General features: G+C 37.2%; 18 protein-coding genes and 1 tRNA gene. 10 read left to right on the plus strand and 9 right to left on the minus strand.

Translation table 11 applies throughout. The annotated features are described in order from the left end of the window. Positions 1-8 precede the first annotated feature (8 nt). The 3 genes from ND855_RS04600 to ND855_RS04610 all read right to left on the minus strand — a co-directional run bounded on the left by ND855_RS04600 (position 9) and on the right by ND855_RS04610 (position 2,113). Positions 9-82: transfer RNA gene (locus ND855_RS04600), tRNA-Val, on the minus strand. Positions 83-96: 14 nt separating this feature from the next. After that, positions 97-1,380, minus strand: coding sequence for a UvrD-helicase domain-containing protein (locus tag ND855_RS04605; protein ID WP_265357386.1), 1,284 nt, complete (start codon positions 1,378-1,380; stop codon positions 97-99). 73 nt (positions 1,381-1,453) lie between these two features. Next, complete coding sequence (locus ND855_RS04610) at positions 1,454-2,113, minus strand: class I SAM-dependent methyltransferase (RefSeq protein WP_265357387.1); 660 nt, start codon at positions 2,111-2,113, stop codon at positions 1,454-1,456. Between the two features lie 80 nt (positions 2,114-2,193). Between ND855_RS04610 and ND855_RS04615 the strand changes: the two genes are divergently transcribed. Continuing rightward, on the plus strand, positions 2,194-3,879 hold the full coding sequence (locus ND855_RS04615) for a tetratricopeptide repeat protein (RefSeq protein WP_265357388.1): 1,686 nt from the start codon (positions 2,194-2,196) through the stop codon (positions 3,877-3,879). Beyond that, positions 3,876-5,045, plus strand: coding sequence for a tetratricopeptide repeat protein (locus tag ND855_RS04620; protein ID WP_265357389.1), 1,170 nt, complete (start codon positions 3,876-3,878; stop codon positions 5,043-5,045). The genes ND855_RS04615 and ND855_RS04620 overlap by 4 nt, the downstream gene beginning before the upstream one ends. Here ND855_RS04620 and ND855_RS04625 read toward each other — a convergent pair. After that, on the minus strand, positions 5,042-6,016 hold the full coding sequence (locus ND855_RS04625; protein ID WP_265357390.1) for an alkaline phosphatase family protein: 975 nt from the start codon (positions 6,014-6,016) through the stop codon (positions 5,042-5,044). The genes ND855_RS04620 and ND855_RS04625 overlap by 4 nt on opposite strands. 51 nt (positions 6,017-6,067) lie before the next feature. On the opposite strand from ND855_RS04625, the gene ND855_RS04630 reads away from it, so the two are divergent. From ND855_RS04630 to ND855_RS04645, 4 genes are read left to right on the plus strand one after another with little or no spacing between them, the layout of a single operon-like run. Continuing rightward, positions 6,068-8,839 (plus strand): hypothetical protein, encoded by a 2,772-nt coding sequence (locus ND855_RS04630; RefSeq protein ID WP_265357391.1) that lies wholly within the window; start codon positions 6,068-6,070, stop codon positions 8,837-8,839. Further along, on the plus strand, positions 8,811-9,419 hold the full coding sequence (locus ND855_RS04635) for a tetratricopeptide repeat protein (protein WP_265357392.1): 609 nt from the start codon (positions 8,811-8,813) through the stop codon (positions 9,417-9,419). Before ND855_RS04630 ends, ND855_RS04635 begins: the two co-directional genes overlap by 29 nt. After that, on the plus strand, positions 9,419-9,610 hold the full coding sequence (locus tag ND855_RS04640) for a CopG family transcriptional regulator (protein ID WP_265357393.1): 192 nt from the start codon (positions 9,419-9,421) through the stop codon (positions 9,608-9,610). Before ND855_RS04635 ends, ND855_RS04640 begins: the two co-directional genes overlap by 1 nt. After that, positions 9,607-9,996: a hypothetical protein gene (locus ND855_RS04645; RefSeq protein WP_265357394.1), complete on the plus strand. Its 390-nt coding sequence runs from the start codon at positions 9,607-9,609 to the stop codon at positions 9,994-9,996. The genes ND855_RS04640 and ND855_RS04645 overlap by 4 nt, the downstream gene beginning before the upstream one ends. Here ND855_RS04645 and ND855_RS04650 read toward each other — a convergent pair. Genes ND855_RS04650 through serC form a run of 4 tightly spaced genes read right to left on the minus strand, consistent with a single transcriptional unit; the run spans position 9,958 to position 13,784 of the window. Continuing rightward, positions 9,958-11,691: a concanavalin A-like lectin/glucanase gene (locus tag ND855_RS04650; RefSeq protein WP_265357395.1), complete on the minus strand. Its 1,734-nt coding sequence runs from the start codon at positions 11,689-11,691 to the stop codon at positions 9,958-9,960. The two genes, ND855_RS04645 and ND855_RS04650, sit on opposite strands and share 39 nt — an antisense overlap. After that, positions 11,622-12,059, minus strand: coding sequence for a ribose 5-phosphate isomerase B (gene rpiB, locus ND855_RS04655; protein ID WP_135742989.1), 438 nt, complete (start codon positions 12,057-12,059; stop codon positions 11,622-11,624). The genes ND855_RS04650 and rpiB overlap by 70 nt, the downstream gene beginning before the upstream one ends. Then, positions 12,056-12,694, minus strand: a complete 639-nt coding sequence (locus ND855_RS04660; RefSeq protein WP_265357396.1) for a hypothetical protein — start codon at positions 12,692-12,694, stop codon at positions 12,056-12,058. Before ND855_RS04660 ends, rpiB begins: the two co-directional genes overlap by 4 nt. Next, entirely contained in the window at positions 12,687-13,784 is a 1,098-nt protein-coding gene (serC, locus tag ND855_RS04665) for a 3-phosphoserine/phosphohydroxythreonine transaminase (protein WP_265357397.1), read from the minus strand. Before serC ends, ND855_RS04660 begins: the two co-directional genes overlap by 8 nt. Before the next feature lie 123 nt (positions 13,785-13,907). Here serC and ND855_RS04670 point away from each other — a divergent pair, with 123 nt between their 5' ends. Continuing rightward, a complete protein-coding gene (locus ND855_RS04670) occupies positions 13,908-15,587 on the plus strand; it encodes a P83/100 family protein (protein ID WP_265357398.1) in 1,680 nt (559 codons plus the stop codon). A gap of 87 nt (positions 15,588-15,674) precedes the next feature. Further along, positions 15,675-16,844: an MFS transporter gene (locus ND855_RS04675; RefSeq protein ID WP_265357399.1), complete on the plus strand. Its 1,170-nt coding sequence runs from the start codon at positions 15,675-15,677 to the stop codon at positions 16,842-16,844. Between the two features lie 5 nt (positions 16,845-16,849). On the opposite strand, the gene ND855_RS04680 is transcribed toward ND855_RS04675, so the two are convergent. Next, positions 16,850-17,956 carry a tetratricopeptide repeat protein gene (locus ND855_RS04680; RefSeq protein WP_265357400.1) on the minus strand — a complete coding sequence of 369 codons (1,107 nt, stop codon included), beginning with the start codon at positions 17,954-17,956 and terminating at the stop codon, positions 16,850-16,852. A 113-nt stretch (positions 17,957-18,069) separates the two neighbouring features. Here ND855_RS04680 and ilvB point away from each other — a divergent pair, with 113 nt between their 5' ends. Both ilvB and ilvN read left to right on the plus strand, forming a co-directional pair. After that, positions 18,070-19,776 carry a biosynthetic-type acetolactate synthase large subunit gene (gene ilvB, locus ND855_RS04685; protein WP_265357401.1) on the plus strand — a complete coding sequence of 569 codons (1,707 nt, stop codon included), beginning with the start codon at positions 18,070-18,072 and terminating at the stop codon, positions 19,774-19,776. After that, positions 19,773-20,261: an acetolactate synthase small subunit gene (ilvN, locus tag ND855_RS04690; protein WP_265357402.1), complete on the plus strand. Its 489-nt coding sequence runs from the start codon at positions 19,773-19,775 to the stop codon at positions 20,259-20,261. Before ilvB ends, ilvN begins: the two co-directional genes overlap by 4 nt. Positions 20,262-20,290: the final 29 nt, after the last annotated feature.

The following is a 20,290-nucleotide window of genomic DNA, read 5'->3' on the forward strand; positions in this document are numbered from 1 at the left end:
AATGATCTTGGGAGATACTGGGTTCGAACCAGTGACCTCTACCATGTCAAGGTAGCGCTCTAACCAACTGAGCTAATCCCCCAAGGTAAAACCACTTCACCAGAGTCTTATCCACCGTAAAGTACGATTTCGCCACTTGTTCCAAAGGGAAAAATCTTCACTCAACCTGTCACAAAGACTTTTGGGATCGGAAGTATGGTTCATAAGAACAATTAAATTGTCTTTTGCCCGAGACAAAGCAACATAGAGAATCCTTCTTTCTTCTTCGAAGTCGATTGTATTTAGATCTTCACTCCAACCTTGGCATAAATCCACAATCACAGTCTTAAATTCTAGACCTTTTGCACTATGGATTGTCATCACTTGTTTTTTGGGCACTCCCACTTGGATCCATTCGTCTTTGCGAAAATTACTACGTGTGAGTAAAACAGACTCCGAATCAATCGAGTGGTATTTTTTCCAAATTGTTTCTAAGAATGGATCGTTTTCTTTTTTGACTTCCAAATGGAAAAATCCTTTTTCCTTTCGAAAGGAAATCGTTTTTTTTGGAATTTTGTCTTTGTTTTGTCTGATGGGTAATAAACTTTTTTGAATGATTGTTTCCGTTGATCGGTAGTTAGTTGGTAGTTTGTATTGGATTACATTTGGGAAATGATTCGAAAATTCTAAAAATGGTTTGGGAGTGGCTCCTCGGAATCCATAAATTGCCTGCCAATCATCACCCACAACTGTGATGGTTTCAAACTCCATCCGTTTGATGATCTCCAATTGTTGTTCATCTGTGTCTTGGAATTCATCGATGATGAGGAATTTCCAATTTTTTTTGAGGGTTTGAGATTCTTCCGATTTTAAAAATTCTAAAAAATCTTGGATTAAGTCATCAAATTCAAAGTAATTGTTCTCTCGTTTCCAGTTTCGAAAGGAAGTGATGTAGTTTTCATAAATCTCTATCGATAGGTTTCGTAAATACTTCCCATTTTGTTTTGTGAGTATGGAAAATGGAATTCCACCTATCAGTTCACGATTTGGTTCTAATATTTCTTTGGTCATTTCCCATTTTTTTGATTCTGGTAAGAGTTTGTATTTGGACCAATTTTTTTGAAAATGAGAATGTTTTAAGGAGTGATAACAAAACGAATGAAAGGTGGAAATATGATACAAGTGAGATAGGCCTTTTTTCTCACAACGTTCTTTGAATTCTCTTGTGGCTTTTTTGGTAAATGTGACAATGAGTGTTTTGTCCGGGTGGATTGTTTGGTTTTTTTCCCGTTCCTCTAAGAGTCCAATCATAGTGGCTGTTTTGCCAGAGCCAGCACCAGCAATCACTTGTATAACGGGGTTTTTACTAGTGATGATTTCCTTTTGTTCCAAACTCCACATAGAAACTTGAGGTAATGGATTCTTTGATTGGATCTAAAATTGATTCGAATTGTTTACCTAAACATCGATTGGATTAAATTTTAAAGACAGCAGTGTCTTCATCTTCTTCTTCTTTTAAATCATAATAACCATAAATAAAATGAGAACTGGCACGAACTTCCATTCCATAAAAATGTTCAGAGATCCTACCTGATTTTGTCACTTCGAGTTTGTATTCTTCTGCTAAAAATTTCATCTTATCCATGGAGATTTTTTCATTGATTTTAGGTCCAAATCCAGACTCTGTTTTTGACCAATCCACGATGAATAACCTTCCACCCGCTTTCATGGAACGGATGAGTCCATCCATCGCCAAACCTGGGTTTGGGAAGGTGGATAAAGAAAGGGAGGCAAAAATAATTTCTGGAACTGGAACCCATTCGGGAAGGAGAGGGTGGTCAGATTGGTCCATATAAAACGGAGTGAGTTGTTCAATCCCTTCCATGAGTTTTCTACGGAGGATACGATCGATGATGTCTTGTTGGCATTCCGCAGCCCAAATCCAAACATTGGGAAACCATTTGCGGAAGTCCTGAAAATAAAACCCTAATCCACTTCCAAAATCAACCAAATTGGTTAGGCCTTTCCAATTAAAAAATGCATACACATCCTCTGGAGGACAAACCTCTCGTCTATGGCTTGAGAGCAAATACTCTTGGTAAGTTTGGGAACGGTAGTACTCCGTTTCAGACATAATGACAAATCTTCTAGAAAAGAGTGGAAAGTACAAACGAAAAATTCAATTCGAGGGAGATAACCACCGAAAATCTAAATATGAAGTTCTCGATTCACCTCTGGACGGTTGTACTGCTACTTTCTCAATTCCCGGTTTGGGCAGACTCCGGATATGAGGAAAGTCGTTACCCATCGATTGCAAAAGCAATTCATGCAAGTCTTTTGCCAGATAAAAAATCCATTCGCATTGATTGGGATTCACCCAAACAAGAAGGCGAAATCATTGTCGCTAGATCCAATGTGATGATTGATAGCCCAGATAAACTGTACATTGCCGATTCACTTGGTCGTTACAAAGCCTCTGGTCCTAATGCAACTCGTTTATACTTTGATTATAATTTAAAACCAGGAACATACTATTATGCGATTGTGATGGTTTCCGATGTTCGCAAACGTGAAGTCAAACTATTTGCCAATCAAAACTATACGATCATACCTGTAACCATTGCGGAAGAAAATGGAACACCTGTTGTAGGGCAAAATCCAGATTTCCCTGCGTTCCCACAAGATACCAATATACAATCCATGGTGGGTGGTGTATCTGGAATCACAGCTAATATCGAAAAACGATTCATTCGTTTGAATTGGAATCCACCACAAGGTGCCACTGCGGGTAGGACAATTTACACTGTGTATCGTTCCAACTCACCTCTCACAAGTCTTCCACTCATGCAAAGAGCAGAGAAACTCACTGAGCTCACACATCCTACAACTTCCTTTTTAGACCAAGACTTAAGTAAGTCCCAAACCTTGTATTATGGTGTTTCTGTGAAACAAGTGGGGAGTGAAGAAACACTTCCATTAGAAGATAAAAAATCGACATTACGTGTTTTTTATATCAAACAATCTGAAAAAGCAAATGCAGAAGTAATCGTTGAAGAGACTCCCAAAAAAGAAAACCCTGAAGTTGCTTCTAATGAAGTGACACCTAACTTAACGGGAGCTCTACATGTGCGAGGATTAGGGTATGAACGTGTTGGCAAAGGAGCAGTGATTAGTTGGCTTAGTCCAGAAGCTGCTGATGAAACAACAATTTATACTTTGTATGCTTCCATTCGTCCCTTAAACCAAGGTGCCTCATCTTTTAACCAAGGAACAGTTGTTAAGGTTGCGACTGTTGTTCATCCTAAAACTAATTTTTTCATCAAAGAGTTAAAAGAAATTGATGAATTGTATTTTGGTGTGACCGCAAAATCAAGTTCCGTTCCAGAAGATTATAATCTAAAAGAAAACGTTTCCTATTTTAAATATGATTTTTCTAAGGATAACCTTCCGAAAGAAGAACCAGATATTGTAGCGGAATCAAAACCTAAAAAAGAACCCGAAAAATCTGAAATTTATAAAAATGAACATGCTGTAACTCCAACTGAGTTGGCTCCACCTAAAGAAAACTTTGAACCTGCTAATGATTTTAAACAAGAAACACAAGCAACAGTCACATATGATTTAGGACAAACAGAATTAAATCGGATCATCAAAGAAACGGTGATCCAAAAGAAATTCGAAACAGCCGTTTATCGTTTAGAAGAATATTTAAAATATGAAACTAGTTCTTACTTAAGAGGAAAAGCAATGTTTTTCTTAGGTGTTAGTGCATTAAAAACTGGTGATACAAAAAAGGCTTTAAAGTGTTTTTTGAAAAAGGAAACCAAATCCTATTCTCCATCAAGAGTTGAATTTTGGACGAATCAAACCCTAAATCAAGTGGGTAGAGGTAATTTATGAGTCGAGTGATCGTATCCTTAGCAGGTTTGTTATTTATTGTAGCTGGACTCTCCACTGCCTATTACCAAACCAATATCTCTGCAAAAGAAGACCAGTCACAACTGGTGTTAGAAAAAATTGCAGAAGGTGAAGAGTATCTAAAACAAACCAATCCACATAGCAAAGAGAAGGCGATTGTTATCTTCTCTGAATTGGCTGGCAAACAAGGTTTGGAAAAATATGAATTTCAAATAAAATATAACCAAGCAAGAGCTTTGGAAAAAAATTCGGATTTTTATCCAGCATTGGACATCTATAAAGATCTCAAAAAAAATTCAAACTGGAAACAAGAAGATCGAGATAAACTGAGTTATTCGCTTGGAAATTTGCTTTTAAAGATAGGAAATGAACCAGAAGGGAAGGCTCATTTGGAATCGGTTTTACAATCTAGTTCCGACAATAAACTTCGCTCCAAAACCTTCATGGCACTTGCTGACCATTATTACAAAATTGGGCAGTATGAAACCGCTCGTAAAAATTATGTTTTATCTTTGCAAGAAGATCCTAACCATACGGAATCAAGAATTGGTTGGGGGCGTACTTTACGCAAATTAGGAAAAGATTGGGCATCATTTGATGTATTTGATGAATACATCGAAACCCAAGATGGACTTGCTGGCGCGGATGAAAAAGTTGTGGGTGAGTATAAAGACTCAGTATTCAAAGAAGCAAAAGACAATTATACTAAAAAACAATATGCGAAATCAATTGAATTGTTCCAAAAATCATTAACTGTAAATCCTTCTCCTAAAAAAGAAGAAGAAGCTTTGTATTATATTGCACTTGCTTATGATGCAATAGGAAAACAAACTGAATCACTTACATATATCAATAAGGTATTGAATAATAGTGATTATTCTTTAGACCAAGCTTCACTTTATAAAAAGGGAACAATTTACTTCAGACAAGGTAAGTTTGAAAAAGCAGCCGGTATTTTCCAAACCATTGTAGACAAATACCCTAAAAACCAGATTACCGACAAGGCGATTGCATGGAAAAAAGAATCACTAGATCAGTTTACTGACCACAATGATTTAGAAGATTCTGATGTATCGTCAGATTCTAATTCAAATAAACCGAATTCTTATTCAGGGAAACCTGATTCGGGAAATGATTTAGAATTTTAGTTGGTTTCCATTAGAAACTCATTCGTGTGAGTATTGAATAGAGCTTCCTCTAATCCGAAAGTTTTATAAATTTCCGGAACAATATCAGCTAACGAATGTATATTTTCTGCGAAGCGGTCAGCATCCTTTCCATACAGGATGGTGGCCGCTGGGTTTTCGGTATGATTTTTTTGGCTTAAGTCTTCCATGTTTCCATGATCACTGGAAACAATTAACAGATCTTCGTCTGGGTTTAGATTCGTTAAAAGTCCTTTAAAAAATGACTCTAAATTAAAAATCACTTTTTCTGCTTTTTCCCAATCCATTGCATGACCCACTTTATCTGTTAAAAAATATTCATACAAAGTCAGTTGGTAGTTTGAAAATCTTTGGAAACATTTTGTACCAAGAAGGTATGGATCTCTTTTTTCTAATAGGGGATCACCTTCTTTTAACATATCTATCCCAAGTGTTCCCATAATTTCATGTGTGAGGTCCATATAGAGTCCTCTTTCACTACGAAGGTCCTCAAAATTTTTGAGAGGCCTACCACTGGCAAGTTGGACAAGTGTGGAAGCTGAAACTAGTTTAGGTTTTTCTTCCACATGTTTTAAGTAAGGTGGCGAAAAACAGTTTAAAAAATCACTCAGGATTCCCTGTTCATTTAAAACTTTGATAAGAGAGTATTTTGCTATGATTTTTCGTAAGGTGATGGTAGGAAATCCACTGACATGGCGACCTAAAACTTTGGGTCCAGGAATTCCTGTCCAGAGTGCTGTTTGGCCCGTGGCTGATTGGGGGAGACCAGGAACACCCATATGGGCATCCGTTTTTACATAATGGATATGATTGGCATTGACAGGGAGATTTAGGTCGAATTTGGAAATCCCACCAACGGGTGCTAAAAACCCTTTTGCAAAACGGCTAAATGGATTGGTTTTTGGATCATAGTTTGCGATCCCAACCCCATCCAAAAATACATAAAAAATCATTCCTTTCCTTAGACCGATTGGTTTTTGCCTAGTGACAACCCGATAATAAGAATGATGAAACGAAATTTCGGAAACCTGTCTATTCTTTTTGGTCTCATTTCCGTTTCGTTGTTTGTAACCTTCCTTTTTTACGGTTATTTTGAATGGATTCGTCCCATCCAAAGGAAAACGAATTTGATCACCGCTCTTTTGCGTTATGATGAAAATCGAACCAATGAGTATTTGAATACAATTGAGTTTTTTGTTCGTGACTCCGAATTACCTTATCGTGCGAGTAAAGTCACACAACAAATTCAAAAATCCCTACATTTAGAATACGTACGATTATATGATGATTCATTACGTTTGATTCATAGTACAAATGAAACCAACGAAATTTTTCAGGAAGAATTGAGACAGGACCCATCTGGATTACTGGAAGGTAAGATTAAAATTTTATCTAACGGTGATTATGTGTATCGGGTCACAACAGGAAAATTTTTCATTGTATTCCCAAAGTTTAATTTTTCGCATGGGTCTGTTCAAAATCCGAATTTAGAATATGGATATTTGTATTGGGTATTCCAACCGAATACCCAAAAAATCTTATATACCAATGATGAATCGATTCTTTCTGGCGACAGGGAAAGTAACGAATTATTAGGTTTGTTCCAAGGGAAAGAAGGTCAAGAAATCACTTGGCAAATCGATGGTGAATTTTCGAAATTATTTCTGGAAACAAAAGATCGGTTTTCCATTTATTTGTTAAGGCAAGCTGATTCGGAAGTGGAAGAAATTCGTTATGGTTGTTTTATCCTCTTTCTTGTAACGTTTACTGGTTTATTTTACATACGTTTTGTTTGGATGGTTGTTCATTTCGAACATTTTCATTTCAAAAAAAGGATAGTGATACCAATACTTGTTTATTTGGTTCTCCTAGTGTTTTACCAAAAAAGTTGGGAATTATTTCCTGACTATCGTTATTACAAACCATGGACCAAACACAGGTTCAATCAACTTGAAGACACTTTAATTGGTCTTGAAAAAAATATTAGATCAAATTACTTAAATCATACGAATGGGTTTGGGATTAGTGAATCTGTAATATCTGAAATTTATGAATGGAAAATGGAGCAAGTTGATGTAACACTTCAAAATCGATTTGGATCTGAAATTTTTCTATTATTACAAAAGATGAAAGAAAATCCAAAATCCATTTTGATTGAATCCGAAATGGATTTAGTTTACATGATTCCCATTCAAAACAATGAGGATAGTTTGAAAACTGTTCTTGTGACTGTTCTGAATCCTAATTTATTATATGCTAAAAAAGAAAAAGATACAGATGAATTTTATTTTCCGTTTGTTGATATAAAATTATCTGATAACAAAAGTAAAGAACAGGTAATATTCAATCCTAGGTTATGGAATGGAACTCAGCTTTCAAAACTAAGGCATACAGATTCCAAAAAGGAATCGGTAGGATTTTTACACCATAAATTCCAAACCTATTACTTAGATAAAGAAAAAGGAAAACCAGGCATTGTTTCTGGATTGTCTGTGTATCGATATGCTTCCTATCCAGCGTACATGCTTAGTTTTGGATTCGTTTTTATTGGTCCTTGGGTTTTATTTGTGTTTTGGGCAAATCTAAAACGAAGATGGTCAACTACACCGATGTTAGGGGAATCCCTCCCTCATCATGCGGAGATTCACGAAGAGAAGGAATTGATAAAAAAAACTGAATTGAATCAAGAAGGAATTGAAACAAAAATAGAACCCATTATAAAGAATCAAATTCCTGTGAAAAAAACGAGTTTTAAAATTTTACCTCCTGCCACTTGGAAACGTGTTGCCATCTTAGATGCGGTCCAACGAAAAAGAGAAACAATTTTTAATCCAGAATTAGAACGATTGGTTTCCAATGTGACAAAACGTGAGGAAACACAACAACCAAAACAGAGCACCATCCCTGATAATATCTTTACCTCTATCCCTGAAGAAAAACGATTTGAGTATAGCCTTCTTGATAAAATCTACCGTGAAAATGAAATTTCCTATGATGGCATAGTCGGATATACCAAAAACTTTATCTCCCGTTTAGGTTCTCCTCGGTTTTCTTATTTGTTTTTGAATGATTCACTCGGTTCTTTTCATAATCAAATTTCATCAGGTCTTGATTATAATACGCGATCCAATTTAATTTTTTTACACCATGATCCTTACTTACCATTTGATGAATCTGGTTTTGCTTCCCTGGAGATTGATGAAAATGTAAGACTTGATCGTTTTGTTTCAAAGAAATTCTCATGGGAAATTTTATTACAAACAGAGACCATCATAGCCTTTCATATGGAAACACTTGGATTCCCTGGAATTTTTCTCGTTTTATTAAATAAGGAAGAACGAGGAAAGTTTTTGGATTCTCATAAACGGATGATCCAAGAAAAATTAAAACAGGTAATCCCTGCTTTACATGTACTCGTTGATAAAGAAGAACGAAAACCTGAATTTTTAAAAGATAGTTTGTCATGGATGATTCGATCCTTTATGCAAGCAACCTTTGGTGGAAAAAGAGCAGCAAATGTTCTTCGAATCCATTGGCCTGAGTACCATCCATCTCCTGAATGGGAACTTAGCAAAAAACATTTTGTAGAGATGATCCAAACTTATTTGGAAAGTAAAGATCGATTGATTGAAACCTCACCAAATATGATGTTGATTGTTTCTGCAAAAGATTTATATTTAACTGTTGTTCAAAAATTACAAGAATTACCGTTTTCTCACGAACTCAAATCAATGAAATTTCCTGAAGATGGACAAAACTACTATTTATATTTTTAAATTAGTATCGGTTTGTTTAGTGTTCGTTACTTCTATCTCCGCAGGCGGAAGTAAAAAAAAAGAAGAAACCATTGCCTTAAAAAAACAAATCTATGGTTTGCATAAAGTTGATGAAGAAACCAGCTCCATACCTTATTTAGAACGTTACCTTGAACTAAGCCAAAACGAATTATACTTCAAATTATTATATGCAAAGGCCTTATTGTATCGGAATGATTTGTCAGTACCAAAACCAGATGAACCAGCCGAGGATAGAATCAATAAAGCAAAAATCATTCAAAAAAACTATAATTTAGCCTCAAAACTTTTCCAAGAAAATGTATTACATTTGGAAAAAGTAAGACCAAGGGATCCAAATTTAGGAAGATGGTATTATTTGTGGGCTTTTAGTGAATGGTTCTCGGATAACAAAGAAAAGTCGATCAAACTCTTTTTGAAAGCAGTAAAACTGGATTATCGATTAACTGAATCTTATTATAATATTGCATCACTTTATGAATCACTTGGTCAATGGAAGGACGCAAGTTTGTATTGGCGAAAATTTGAAAAAGCCGAAAAGGAATTGGAAGAAGAAGATTAATGGCAAAAATTGATAAACGTTTTCAGATTTTACTTTCAGAAGAAGAACAAATTTTACTTAAAAATGAAGCAACTCGAAGGGGGATTTCGCAAGGAGAACTCATTCGTTTGGCTTTAAAAAATGAAATCATCCAAAAATCGGAACTACTGAGACGAAAAGCTGTGCAGAATCTCACGGAGATATTGTCTTGAAAGTATACTTATCTGCTAGTTTTTTAGTTCCATTGATCCATTCCGATAAAAAGGAAGCTTTAAAAAACTTACTACTTACTTCAATCGATTCCAATACACGTTTTTTTACTTCGGCATATTCTATTCATTTAGTGTTTACCACTCTTGGCATTGTGAGTGCTGAAAAAAAGAAGATGATCCTAAGGAACTTAGAGGACCTAACCGATCAAATTTTCCCTATTTCCATGAATGAAATTCGATCGGAGTTACTTCTTTCGGAAGGACTAGGTTTGGAACAAGTCTCTGCCTTAAATGAAGGAATGGATGTCTTTTATCATTATGGAAAGGATGAAACGATAACTCATCCCTTACTTAAGATTCGTAATTTCCTTCGGGAAACTAATTGAAATAGGAGGGGAAAGAGCACTTCTTTGGTCTTTGGAATCCCATTCATTCAGGTAACGATTGTAAGCTGAAATTCTGAAATAATAAGTCAAACCCGATTGGAACAAATGCCCTCGTTTTTCTTTTTTTGAAAAATCAACTTGGTCAGCCAGACTTCGATCTTCAGGTGATTCCAGTTGTCCTTCTGGGATATAAATATTTGAGATGAGTGTATCTTCATCGACACAAAATCGTTTATTGCGAAAACTACTAGTTTCATCGTTCCCATCAATTTTTCGAAGTTCATTCCCCTGGTTCTTTTTCACAAATATGGATCCAACCATTCGATTGGGTAAAAGGCCATAATGGATGATGTAACCACCACCATTTTGAACTTCCTTTTCATGATTGGAGTTCCACAAAAAACATACTTGATCTTCTTTTGTATTGTTTGGGTCCAAACGAAATAGAGTTGGAATGTCTGGAGGAGATTGTTCTGTGTAATCGAAACTCAGTGATTGAACGTTCGGAACCGTTTTTCCCATCGGATCTGGTCGAAACCAGATTTTCCATTGGTAGAATTTAAAACGATGTTTTGGTAAATCCGAAGTTAAGGAACGAATCCTTGTCCAAGAAAGGGAACTTGATTCATTGAATTTTTGATTCGAACCACGAAAGTACAATTCGATCATTGTGTCTTGTGGTTTGTCAATTTTCCATTGGATTTGTTGTAAAATCGAATTACTAAACTTTGTTTCTAAGATAGGGGAGATTGTAAGGTTTCCTTCCATCGAACCAATTTTTGTATCATCATCATACTTTACAGATTCAAATTTTGTATAACGAGTTTCTGGTTCCCCTTTGTGGATATGAAATCCATCTAAATTTCCATAGTAAGATTTTCCTAATACCAATGGTGTTGAATCATTTTCAGGAAAACCAAATCCAATGGTATCTGGTGAATTGTTTTCATATTCCGCAGTTTCAATTCCATTTTGGTATAAAACATAACGATGGTTCAGCGTATCAAAGTAAATAGAAATGACTTCCCATGTTTGACGTTTGATTTTCACAGAAGATTCTAAAACAAAACTACTTGTCCTTCCTTCCGTTTTTTGCAAAAGATTGTTCACAAAAAGAGTTGGTTTACCTTCGTTTAATTCAAGTGAGATGCCGTATTTTTTCCCTTTCACATAAACGGTTCGGTCCAAGATCACAGAACCTGCACCTTGTTCTCCCATACGGAGTGGAATGGAAATGCTAAATGGATCTGGGTGGGTTCCAAACACTGAGTTCCCTGAAACGGAAAGATGGATTTGGTTCCTTCTACCAGAAAAGTATGCAGATTTTTTACCAAAAAATTGTGTTTTGGTATCTTCTAAGTATGAAGAGGAAACAACAGAAATTGACTTGGAAGGGAAAGAAGTTCCCGATTCTGAAAGGTTTGGTTCGTTTGGTTCCCCTTCAAAATCAAAAAACAACTCACCATATTTGGGAGTGTTTTCTTTTGGTTTGAGTGTGTTTTTTTTGCCGGGTTCTTTGTGTTCGACAACACCTATTTTTTTCCAAAGGCTTAGATTGACGGTCTCCTTTTTGGGGACTTCCCATGAGTATAGAGAGGTCCCTGCAAAAAGGAAACAAAGGGAAATTAGGACTGTTCTTCGATAAGACCCAATCGTTTTTGGTGCCGGCCACCTTCGAAATCTGTTTCGATCCATTTTTTCACAATTCTCAGAGCTAAGTCTGTTCCGAGAACTCTTCCCCCTAAAACGAGTACATTGGCATTGTTATGGCGTTTGGACATTTCCGCCGTAAACTCATCATGGCAAAGGGCCGCTCGAATGCCTTTGAAGCGGTTTGCTGCAATGGATGCTCCAATGCCAGTACCACAAAGAGCGATGAGCCTTGGGACTTCGTTGGAAAGAACCTTTCGGCAGGCATCTCCAATAATGGTTGGGTAGTCGACGGACTCTTCGCTCTTAGTACCGTAATCGACCATTTCATACGATTCCTCGAGACTTTTCCTGAGGAATTCTTTGAGAGCAAATCCTCCATGATCAGAGGCGATTCCAATTTTTTCTTTCATTCGGATTTTTCCTTTCTTTGTTTTAGGGCATCGGTGTAAGATGTATAACTTTCGATCGAAAGTGAGAGTAGAAACTTATCTCTTTCTCTGAGTAAACTTCCATAATAACCAGTGAATAGGTCCAAATACCTTTCACGTTTGGAACTTGGATTTTTTTCTGATAAATATTCAATTGTCAGTGTGAAAATTTCTTGTTTGATTTCGTTGTGAGACTCTAGCCATTGTTTGGCGACCTGAATCTCACTTGGTGTCAGTGGGTAGGCCCTGTTGTCAGAAAGAAGGATCCTCCATTCCAATTGGAAATAGGCCTCTTCCCACTTGAGTCCAGAGAGAAGTGATGGTGTTAACAGTTCGCCCAAATTGGAATCTTTTTCGGGAAGTGTTATCGAATCTTTGATACAATCCAAAGAATTGACTCTTAGTTCCGCAGATTCTCTTGCAAATAAAGCCATTTTGGTTCGATCCAAATTTTGGATGTCAGGGCTAATGGCTTTTGGTGGAATTTCTTTTTGCAAAGTCACATAACATTGTTTCGCTTCTTCCCAAGCAAAATTTCCTTCAGGGATCCAAACAGAATGTGCATAGAGAACACCTGTTGTGAGGCAAAAAAATACCCCTAATGCAAATTTAACCATTTGTCCTTTCAAACTCTTTGATAAAGGATACAAGTGCATCCACACCTTCTTCAGGCATTGCATTGTAGATACTTGCTCTAAATCCACCTACTTCACGGTATCCTTTGAGGCCAGCAAATCCTTGTTCTTCGGCAAGCGATAAAAATTTGGAATCTAAACTGTCATTATGGCTACGAAATACAACATTCATCGCAGAACGGAAAGCCTCTGGTACGGGAGCATAAAATAAAGAAGAAGCATCGATGGCATCATACAATTTCTGTGCTTTTCTTTCATTGATTTCTTCCATTACTGAAAGTCCACCTTTCCGTTTTAGGTATTTGTAAACAAGTCCTGCTATGTAAATGGAATAGGTAGGAGGTGTGTTATAAAGAGAGCCATTTTTTTCCATCAATTCAAAATTCATAAGGTTTGGAATTGCATGAGAAACTTTTCCCAGTTTTTCCTTATCATAAATCACAACAGTGAGTCCAGAAGGGCCTATGTTTTTTTGAGCACCTGCAAAGATGACAGAAAAATCATCGATAGGAAGTTTCCGACTGAGTAACTCACTTGTCATGTCAGCAATGAGGGGAGCTTTTTTCAATTTGGGGAAAGATTTGTATCTTGTTCCATAAATTGTATTATTGGATGTGATATAAACATACTTTGCACCATCGTTGACAGAAGCATCCGTGATGGTTGGAAGTTCCATGTATTTGGAATCTGCGCCATTGAAGATGGATTTTACATTTGGGTAGAATTTTTTGGCTTCTTCGAAGGCTTTTTTTGCCCAAACGCCAGTTACTGCAAAATCAGCGGAATCACCTGATTCTAAATAATTAAAAGGAATCGCTGAAAATTGTAATGTCGCTCCGCCGGGAAAATAAACGACCGCATAACGAGACGGTAGGTTTAAGAGTTCTCGTAAATCAGCAATGGATTCATCTAAAATGTTCTGGAAATGTTTTTCTCTATGGCTCATTTCCATAACAGACATACCAGTTCCTCTAAAATTGAGGAATTCAGACTGAGCCTCCTCCATGACCTCGGTAGGGAGCATGGCGGGACCTGCATTAAAATTGTAGATTCTGTGTGTAAACGTAGGCATTCTCCCACAGAATTTTGAATGTCCACCCCCTGGTAAATAGATTTTTATTCGAAAACTTGCTTTGCAGAATCGGAAAGGTTGTTAATCTTGTGGGCATCTGAAACCTAATTTCGTGAGGAAACAATGAGAATCTCTCGTTCCATCATCATCTGTCTAATTGTTGTCGGTTTTTCACTGACAGCCCAATCCAAAGCCCCTCTCGGTGAATCCGAAATCAAGGGTTCCAAAAAAATTGAATTCATCAACCGTTCCCTACGTAAGGCTTCGGATGACATCATCCAAGAAAATACGGAAACGGGTAAAAAACTCGCAGAAACCTTGGCCAAAGAAAATTCGGCAAGTGTGGATGGGGTGAAAATCCAAAGGGTTTTGCCTGGTGCTGATGGAAAACTTGGAGCCGATATCCTCATTATCTCTGAATCCCAAAGTTTTGATCATATCAACTCCATTGCGAGGATCCTTGCTTCTTACATTGAAAAGTCTTTTCAATACAAAGTAGGAAATGCTGAGACCTTAGCACAGTACATCTTGTACTACAACGCAACTCATAGAAAGGATTCCAAATTTTTTGGAAAAAAATACACTGCAGGTGTGATGGAAGTTACATCGCCTGATAAATTGGGGATTGATACCGTTTATAAAAATTGGCCAGGCAAAACACAAATCATCATTCCTATTGAAGGCAATATCTTAAAAGACAGTGGAAAAGATGTTACCACTGATGAATTGGAAAAAGATGTAAATCGTACGGTGAAGGACAAAGAAAAAGATCCTGCCACCAAACAAAAGATGGAAGACGAAGCCAAAAAAATGGACAAGTTGCAAACCGATAAAATCAAAGACGAAAAAAAGGTTTTGCAAGATAAAAAAGACGAAGTGTCCAAAGAAGGTAAGGATCTCCAAGACAAAAAAGAAGCTCTTAAAAAACAAGAAGCGGAAGCAGTTGCAAGTCTGAATGAACTCAAAAAAGATCCTGTAAAAAATAGAGCTGAGATTGATAAAAAAACGGAAGAAGTCAAAAAGATCGAACAAGAGAAAAAACAAACTGACGAGAAATCCCAAGCAGTTGAAGCAAAAAAAGAAGAGTTAAGCAAAAAAGAAGAACAACTTGCTAAAAAAGAAGAAGCAAGAACAGGAACCACTACTTCAAGTGATGGCGCAAAAAAAGATGACACGGTTCAAAAAGTTGAAGCGAAAGTTGAAGAATTAAAAACAGAACTCGCACAAACCAAAGAAGAACTGAAGAAAAAAGAAGAACAAAGTGATAATGTTGTGAACAACAAAATCCTTTTTATGAAGTTTATCAAATATGATACAGATGGTCACTATTCCAATGAACTTTGGGCCATCGATCCTGCAAAAGATGATGCTTTATTCAAAAGTCCTTACAATAATATATGTTCTAAGGAGTTTAAAGAAATTGCAAACCAAGGTGTACTCGTACTCGGTTATGACGGGGAAAAAGTAGAAACTCGTAAACACAAACTCGTGTTACTTGATCCAGATAAATTAGGTGTAAAAAAGACTAGTGAGTCAGCGGATATTTTTTGGCGAACACCTATGATCAATCGTGAAGACAAAATTTATGTGATTGAAAAGGTAAAAGACAAATACCATGTATCACGTTTTAAGTCAGACCTAACGTTTGAAAAACGGACAGAAGAGCCAGTCGAAGAAAATTCAGAACTCACATTTTTTGGCGATAAAATTTACGTAACAGGAAAACCAAAAGAAGGAGACAAAACAACGATTAAAGTCTTCAAAAAAGAGGACTTAAGTTTACTCAAAACCATTGCTCCTTAAGGAGAGTGGTCAATTCTGATCCATCTAGTTTCATAAGAGTGATTCCCAAACGGATTCATTCTTATGAGCTGTTAGGTCTCTAAAAATTTGAAAACAATTTCCAAAACAGTTTGGATACTCTCGCTTGTGAGTCTTTTTACAGATATCGCAAGCGAAATGTTATACCCAATTTTACCCATTTACCTAAAGTCCATTGGGTATTCGATCCTCTTCATTGGATTTTTGGAAGGGGTCGCTGAGTTTGTCGCTGGTTATAGTAAAGGGTATTTTGGGAATCTCTCTGATATCCAAGGAAAACGAGTTCCTTTTGTGAGGTTTGGTTATGCACTGAGTGCCATCTCCAAACCCTTGTTAGCCATAAGTCGATTGCCATACCTTGTCTTTTTTTCCCGTACAATGGATCGGATTGGAAAGGGTGTTCGCACTGGAGCTCGGGATGCTTTATTATCAGAAGAGACCACATCTTCCTCAAAAGCACAGATTTTTGGATTCCATCGTTCCTTTGATACACTTGGTGCGGTGATTGGTCCAAGCATCGCTTTAATCTTTTTGGCAATTTATCCCAATCAATATGTCTATTTGTTTTATTTGGCGATAGTGCCAGGTTTCATTTCGATAGGACTTACTTTTTTATTAAAAGAGAGGGAAAATCAAACAAAACAAAAGGGAAAAACAACTAGTTTGTTTTCCTATCTTTCGTATTGGAAACAGACAAACTCCAATTATCGAAAGTTAGTTTTTGGATTACTTGTTTTTGCTTTATGGAATAGTTCCGATGTTTTTTTGATCCTGAAAGCCAAAGAAGTGGGGCTCACTGACACGACAGTCATTGGGATTTATATTTTTTATAATTTAGTGTATTCCATTTTTGCCTATCCATTTGGGATATTGGCAGATCGTTTCGGACTCAAACGAATGTTTTTATTCGGAATTTTTATGTTCATCCTTGTGTATTGGATCATGGGAACCTTCCAAACTGTAGTTTGGATTGTATGTGCCTTTTTTTTATATGGTCTTTTTGCAAGTGCAACAGAAGGAATTGGAAAAGCTTGGATTAGTAACCTTGTGCCTTCCGAGGAAGTAGGGACTGCCATTGGAATGTTCACTGGGTTACAGAGTTTTGCTACTTTTTTTGCAAGTCTGATTGCTGGTTGGATTTGGTTTACGTTTGGAGCAGGTGTTACTTTTTTAGTAACAGGAATGTTTGCCTTATTGGTATGGATGTATCTCAAATTCATACCAATAAGTGAAAGATAGTATTCTTAATCCTTTAAATACTCAATCCGTTCGCGAATTGCTTCGTTGGATGGATTTTTCTTTGCTAAATCCTCTAGCAGTTTGATAGCCTGGGATTTTTTTCCCATAATGTCCCAAAGGTCTGAAAGTTCAAGGGCTGGTCTTGGATCATTTGGAGATTTGGTAAGCAGTCCCAAATAAATTTCTTCCGCTTTTTCTAGATCACCAATGAGTCGTAATGCGGCAGCTTTTCCGAGAAGTGCAAAATAATCGTCTCCACTCGCGAGAATTTTGTTAAAACATTCGAGAGCTTTGTCGTAGTTGCCAAGACCTCTGAGAGAGTCCGCATAACGGTTGATAATGAGTTTGTTTTCAGGGTCAGACTCAAGGATTTTTTCCCAATAAGTGATTGCGGTTTTAAAATCTTTTTTCCCGCGGTAAGACTCGGCAAGACCATAAAGAGCAAAGAAGTTTTTAGGATCTAGATTTTTGGCACGTTCATAATATAGAATTGCTTTATCAAAATCTTTGATCTTACGGTAACTGTTTCCAATTTCTGTTAGGATTTTAATATTATTTGGTTGGCTACTGAGAAGTTTTTCCCACCACAAAATCGCATCCGCATAACGTTGGCAGGCAAAATACAAATGCCCAAGTCCTACAATCACATATTGGTCGTTTGGATTAATTTGAAGAGCTTCCATATAATACACTTCTGATTCTTTGAAGTTTTTTAACTTTCTATGGGCATCAGCAACTCTAGATAAAATACTTGCATCTGTGATTGTTATGTGGTGAAATTCTTCCGCAACTTCGATGATTCTTTTTAAACTATTGAGATCTCGGTAGGCATTCATAAGTCCCATAAGGGAAAACTTATTTGTGGTATCACCACTCAAACATTTTCGATAGTATTGGATGGCTTGTTCTGGTTGTTTTGTTTTGGCATAATAATCGCCAAGACCAACAAGCCCATAGGTATTGGAAGGATCTTCATCAAGTAATATGTCTAATCGTTCTTTTGCTTCTTTGAAGCGACCTTGGTCGAGAAAACGATAAGCTTCTTTTGCAAGAGCTTTTATTTTTGTGAATTTTTCATCTTCTTGTGTTTTTTCAATCTCGGCGTTTTCCATTTTCTCTGTCCAATTTTCAGCATTCCTTTTTAGACAGTAAAAATCGACTCAAAAACGTGAGAACATTGACACCAGGCTCTTTTTTGCAGAAATGACAATGAGGGGGGATACGTATGACATCTACAACCGAAGCAATTACTGGCGGCCGGCTCATGGTCGAATTATTGGAAGAAGCGGGTGTTGAAATTGTCTTTGGATACCCTGGTGGTGCCATTCTCCCTTTCTACGACGAACTCTATCATAGTAAAAAAATCAAACACATCCTTGTGCGCCATGAACAAGGTGCCATCCATATGGCAGAAGGGTATGCTCGTTCCACAGGAAAGTTAGGTGTTTGTATCGCAACTTCTGGACCTGGAGCAACCAACTTGATCACTGGTCTGACTGATGCCAAAATGGATTCCATCCCGATTCTTGCCATCACAGGTCAGGTATCCACTGATGCCATTGGAACCGATGCTTTCCAAGAAGCAGATATTTTTGGAATCACAATCCCCATCACAAAATACAATGCACTGATCAAAAAGGCCGATGACCTTGCTCGTCATTTTGAAGAAGCCATCAAAATCGCAATGGGTGGTCGACCAGGCCCAGTATTACTCGATTTTCCAAAAGATGTACAATTAGAGAAAACTTCCGTGCGAAAAGCTTCCGCTTTAAAAATTGCTCCCCATCATTATGAACGACCAAAGGTAAAAGGGGATCCACAAGAATTTGCGGATGCTTTGAACCAAGCCAAACGCCCGTTACTCTATGTAGGTGGTGGTGCAATCAACTCTTTTGCTTCTGCGGAAATCAAAGCTCTTGCAGAAAAAGCAAATGCACCAGTGACAACAACACTCATGGGATTGGGAGCATTTCCTGGAACCCATCCTCTTTCTGTTGGGATGTTAGGCATGCATGGAACGGCATATGCCAACAAAGCCGTGTTAGAATGTGATTATATCCTCAATTTGGGGGCTCGTTTTGATGACCGTGTTGCCAAATACCAAGACTTTGCACCTACTGCAGTGAGAGCCCATGTGGACATTGATGCAGCTGAGTTTAATAAACGAATTAATGTGGATCATATTTTACATGGTGATCTGAAAGATTCCATTCGTGAGATCCTTCCTTTTGTGAAAGGTGGAGACCGCGCGGAATGGATTTCCAGAATCCAAACTCTCAAACAAAATCACCCACTCGATTTTGACAATAGTGGTGAGAGTATCAAACCCCAAGATTTTTTGAACAGGGTGTACACAAAAACAAAAGGTGAGGCCATTGTTTCTACCGATGTTGGCCAACACCAAATGTGGGCAGCACAGTATTATCTCTTTGATAAACCGAATACTTGGCTAACTTCTGGTGGACTCGGTACAATGGGATTTGGATTACCTGCTGCGATCGGTGCCAAATTTGGTAACCCAGACAAAACAGTGATTTGTGTGACAGGGGATGGATCCTTCCAAATGTGTATCCAAGAACTTGCAACTATCGCACAATCCAAGTTAGGTGTTAAGATTTTACTTTTTAATAATAACTTTCTTGGTATGGTTCGCCAATGGCAGGAACTTTTTTATGAAGAACGTTTTAGTGAATCACAATGGTCTTATAATCCTAACTTTGTAAAACTTGCCGAAGCTTATGATATCCCAGCAATGAGGATTGAAAAAAAATCAGAGATCGATAAAGGGGTAGAGTTCTTTTTGAAAGACAGTGGTTCGGCACTCATTGAAGTGATGATCCCTGCAGAAGAAAAAGTTTTCCCTATGATCCCTGCTGGTAAATCACAACAAGATCTCATCGAATTCAAAGACTTGGGGAAATTGAAAAAATGAAACATACACTCAGTATATTAGTCAATAACCATCCAGGTGTCATGAGCCATGTCTCAGGTTTATTCACAAGACGTGGGTATAACATTGATTCAATTGCAGTAGGTGTAACCGATAACCCAGAAGTGTCCTCTATGACAATTGTTTTGAATGGGGATGACTTTGTTGTTGGTCAGGTGAAAAACCAATTATTAAAACTCCCTGATGTTCTTAGAGTACAAGATATGGCGTATGCAAGTTCTGTACAAAGGGAACTGGTTCTTGTTTCTTTTTCGATAACAGAAAGTAATCGAAGTGAAGCTCTTACAATTTGTAATGGATTTGATGTGAAAATTTTAGAAATGACAGAAGATTCCCTTCTCATTGAGTTTTCAGGAAATTCACGTCAGGTGACCAATATCATCGCCGTTTTAAAACCATTTGGGATCCGAGAAATTTCAAGAACAGGCCAAATCGCCATCGCTTATCGAAACCAAAACGCTGTTTAGAATGCTCTTGACAGTGGTCTCATTTTAGA

The sequence above is a fragment of the Leptospira paudalimensis genome (assembly GCF_026151345.1).
GTDB lineage: Bacteria > Spirochaetota > Leptospiria > Leptospirales > Leptospiraceae > Leptospira_A > Leptospira_A paudalimensis.

Excerpts from the sequence above, each read along its gene's own strand:
- ND855_RS04605 (WP_265357386.1), bottom strand. The coding sequence starts at position 1,380 with ATGTGGAGTTTGGAACAAAAGGAAATCATCACTAGTAAAAACCCCGTT.
- ND855_RS04610 (WP_265357387.1), bottom strand. The coding sequence starts at position 2,113 with ATGTCTGAAACGGAGTACTACCGTTCCCAAACTTACCAAGAGTATTTG.
- ND855_RS04615 (WP_265357388.1), top strand. The coding sequence starts at position 2,194 with ATGAAGTTCTCGATTCACCTCTGGACGGTTGTACTGCTACTTTCTCAA.
- ND855_RS04620 (WP_265357389.1), top strand. The coding sequence starts at position 3,876 with ATGAGTCGAGTGATCGTATCCTTAGCAGGTTTGTTATTTATTGTAGCT.
- ND855_RS04625 (WP_265357390.1), bottom strand. The coding sequence starts at position 6,016 with ATGATTTTTTATGTATTTTTGGATGGGGTTGGGATCGCAAACTATGAT.
- ND855_RS04630 (WP_265357391.1), top strand. The coding sequence starts at position 6,068 with ATGATGAAACGAAATTTCGGAAACCTGTCTATTCTTTTTGGTCTCATT.
- ND855_RS04635 (WP_265357392.1), top strand. The coding sequence starts at position 8,811 with ATGGACAAAACTACTATTTATATTTTTAAATTAGTATCGGTTTGTTTA.
- ND855_RS04640 (WP_265357393.1), top strand. The coding sequence starts at position 9,419 with ATGGCAAAAATTGATAAACGTTTTCAGATTTTACTTTCAGAAGAAGAA.
- ND855_RS04650 (WP_265357395.1), bottom strand. The coding sequence starts at position 11,691 with ATGGATCGAAACAGATTTCGAAGGTGGCCGGCACCAAAAACGATTGGG.
- rpiB (WP_135742989.1), bottom strand. The coding sequence starts at position 12,059 with ATGAAAGAAAAAATTGGAATCGCCTCTGATCATGGAGGATTTGCTCTC.
- ND855_RS04660 (WP_265357396.1), bottom strand. The coding sequence starts at position 12,694 with ATGGTTAAATTTGCATTAGGGGTATTTTTTTGCCTCACAACAGGTGTT.
- serC (WP_265357397.1), bottom strand. The coding sequence starts at position 13,784 with ATGCCTACGTTTACACACAGAATCTACAATTTTAATGCAGGTCCCGCC.
- ND855_RS04670 (WP_265357398.1), top strand. The coding sequence starts at position 13,908 with ATGAGAATCTCTCGTTCCATCATCATCTGTCTAATTGTTGTCGGTTTT.
- ND855_RS04680 (WP_265357400.1), bottom strand. The coding sequence starts at position 17,956 with ATGGAAAACGCCGAGATTGAAAAAACACAAGAAGATGAAAAATTCACA.
- ilvB (WP_265357401.1), top strand. The coding sequence starts at position 18,070 with ATGACATCTACAACCGAAGCAATTACTGGCGGCCGGCTCATGGTCGAA.
- ilvN (WP_265357402.1), top strand. The coding sequence starts at position 19,773 with ATGAAACATACACTCAGTATATTAGTCAATAACCATCCAGGTGTCATG.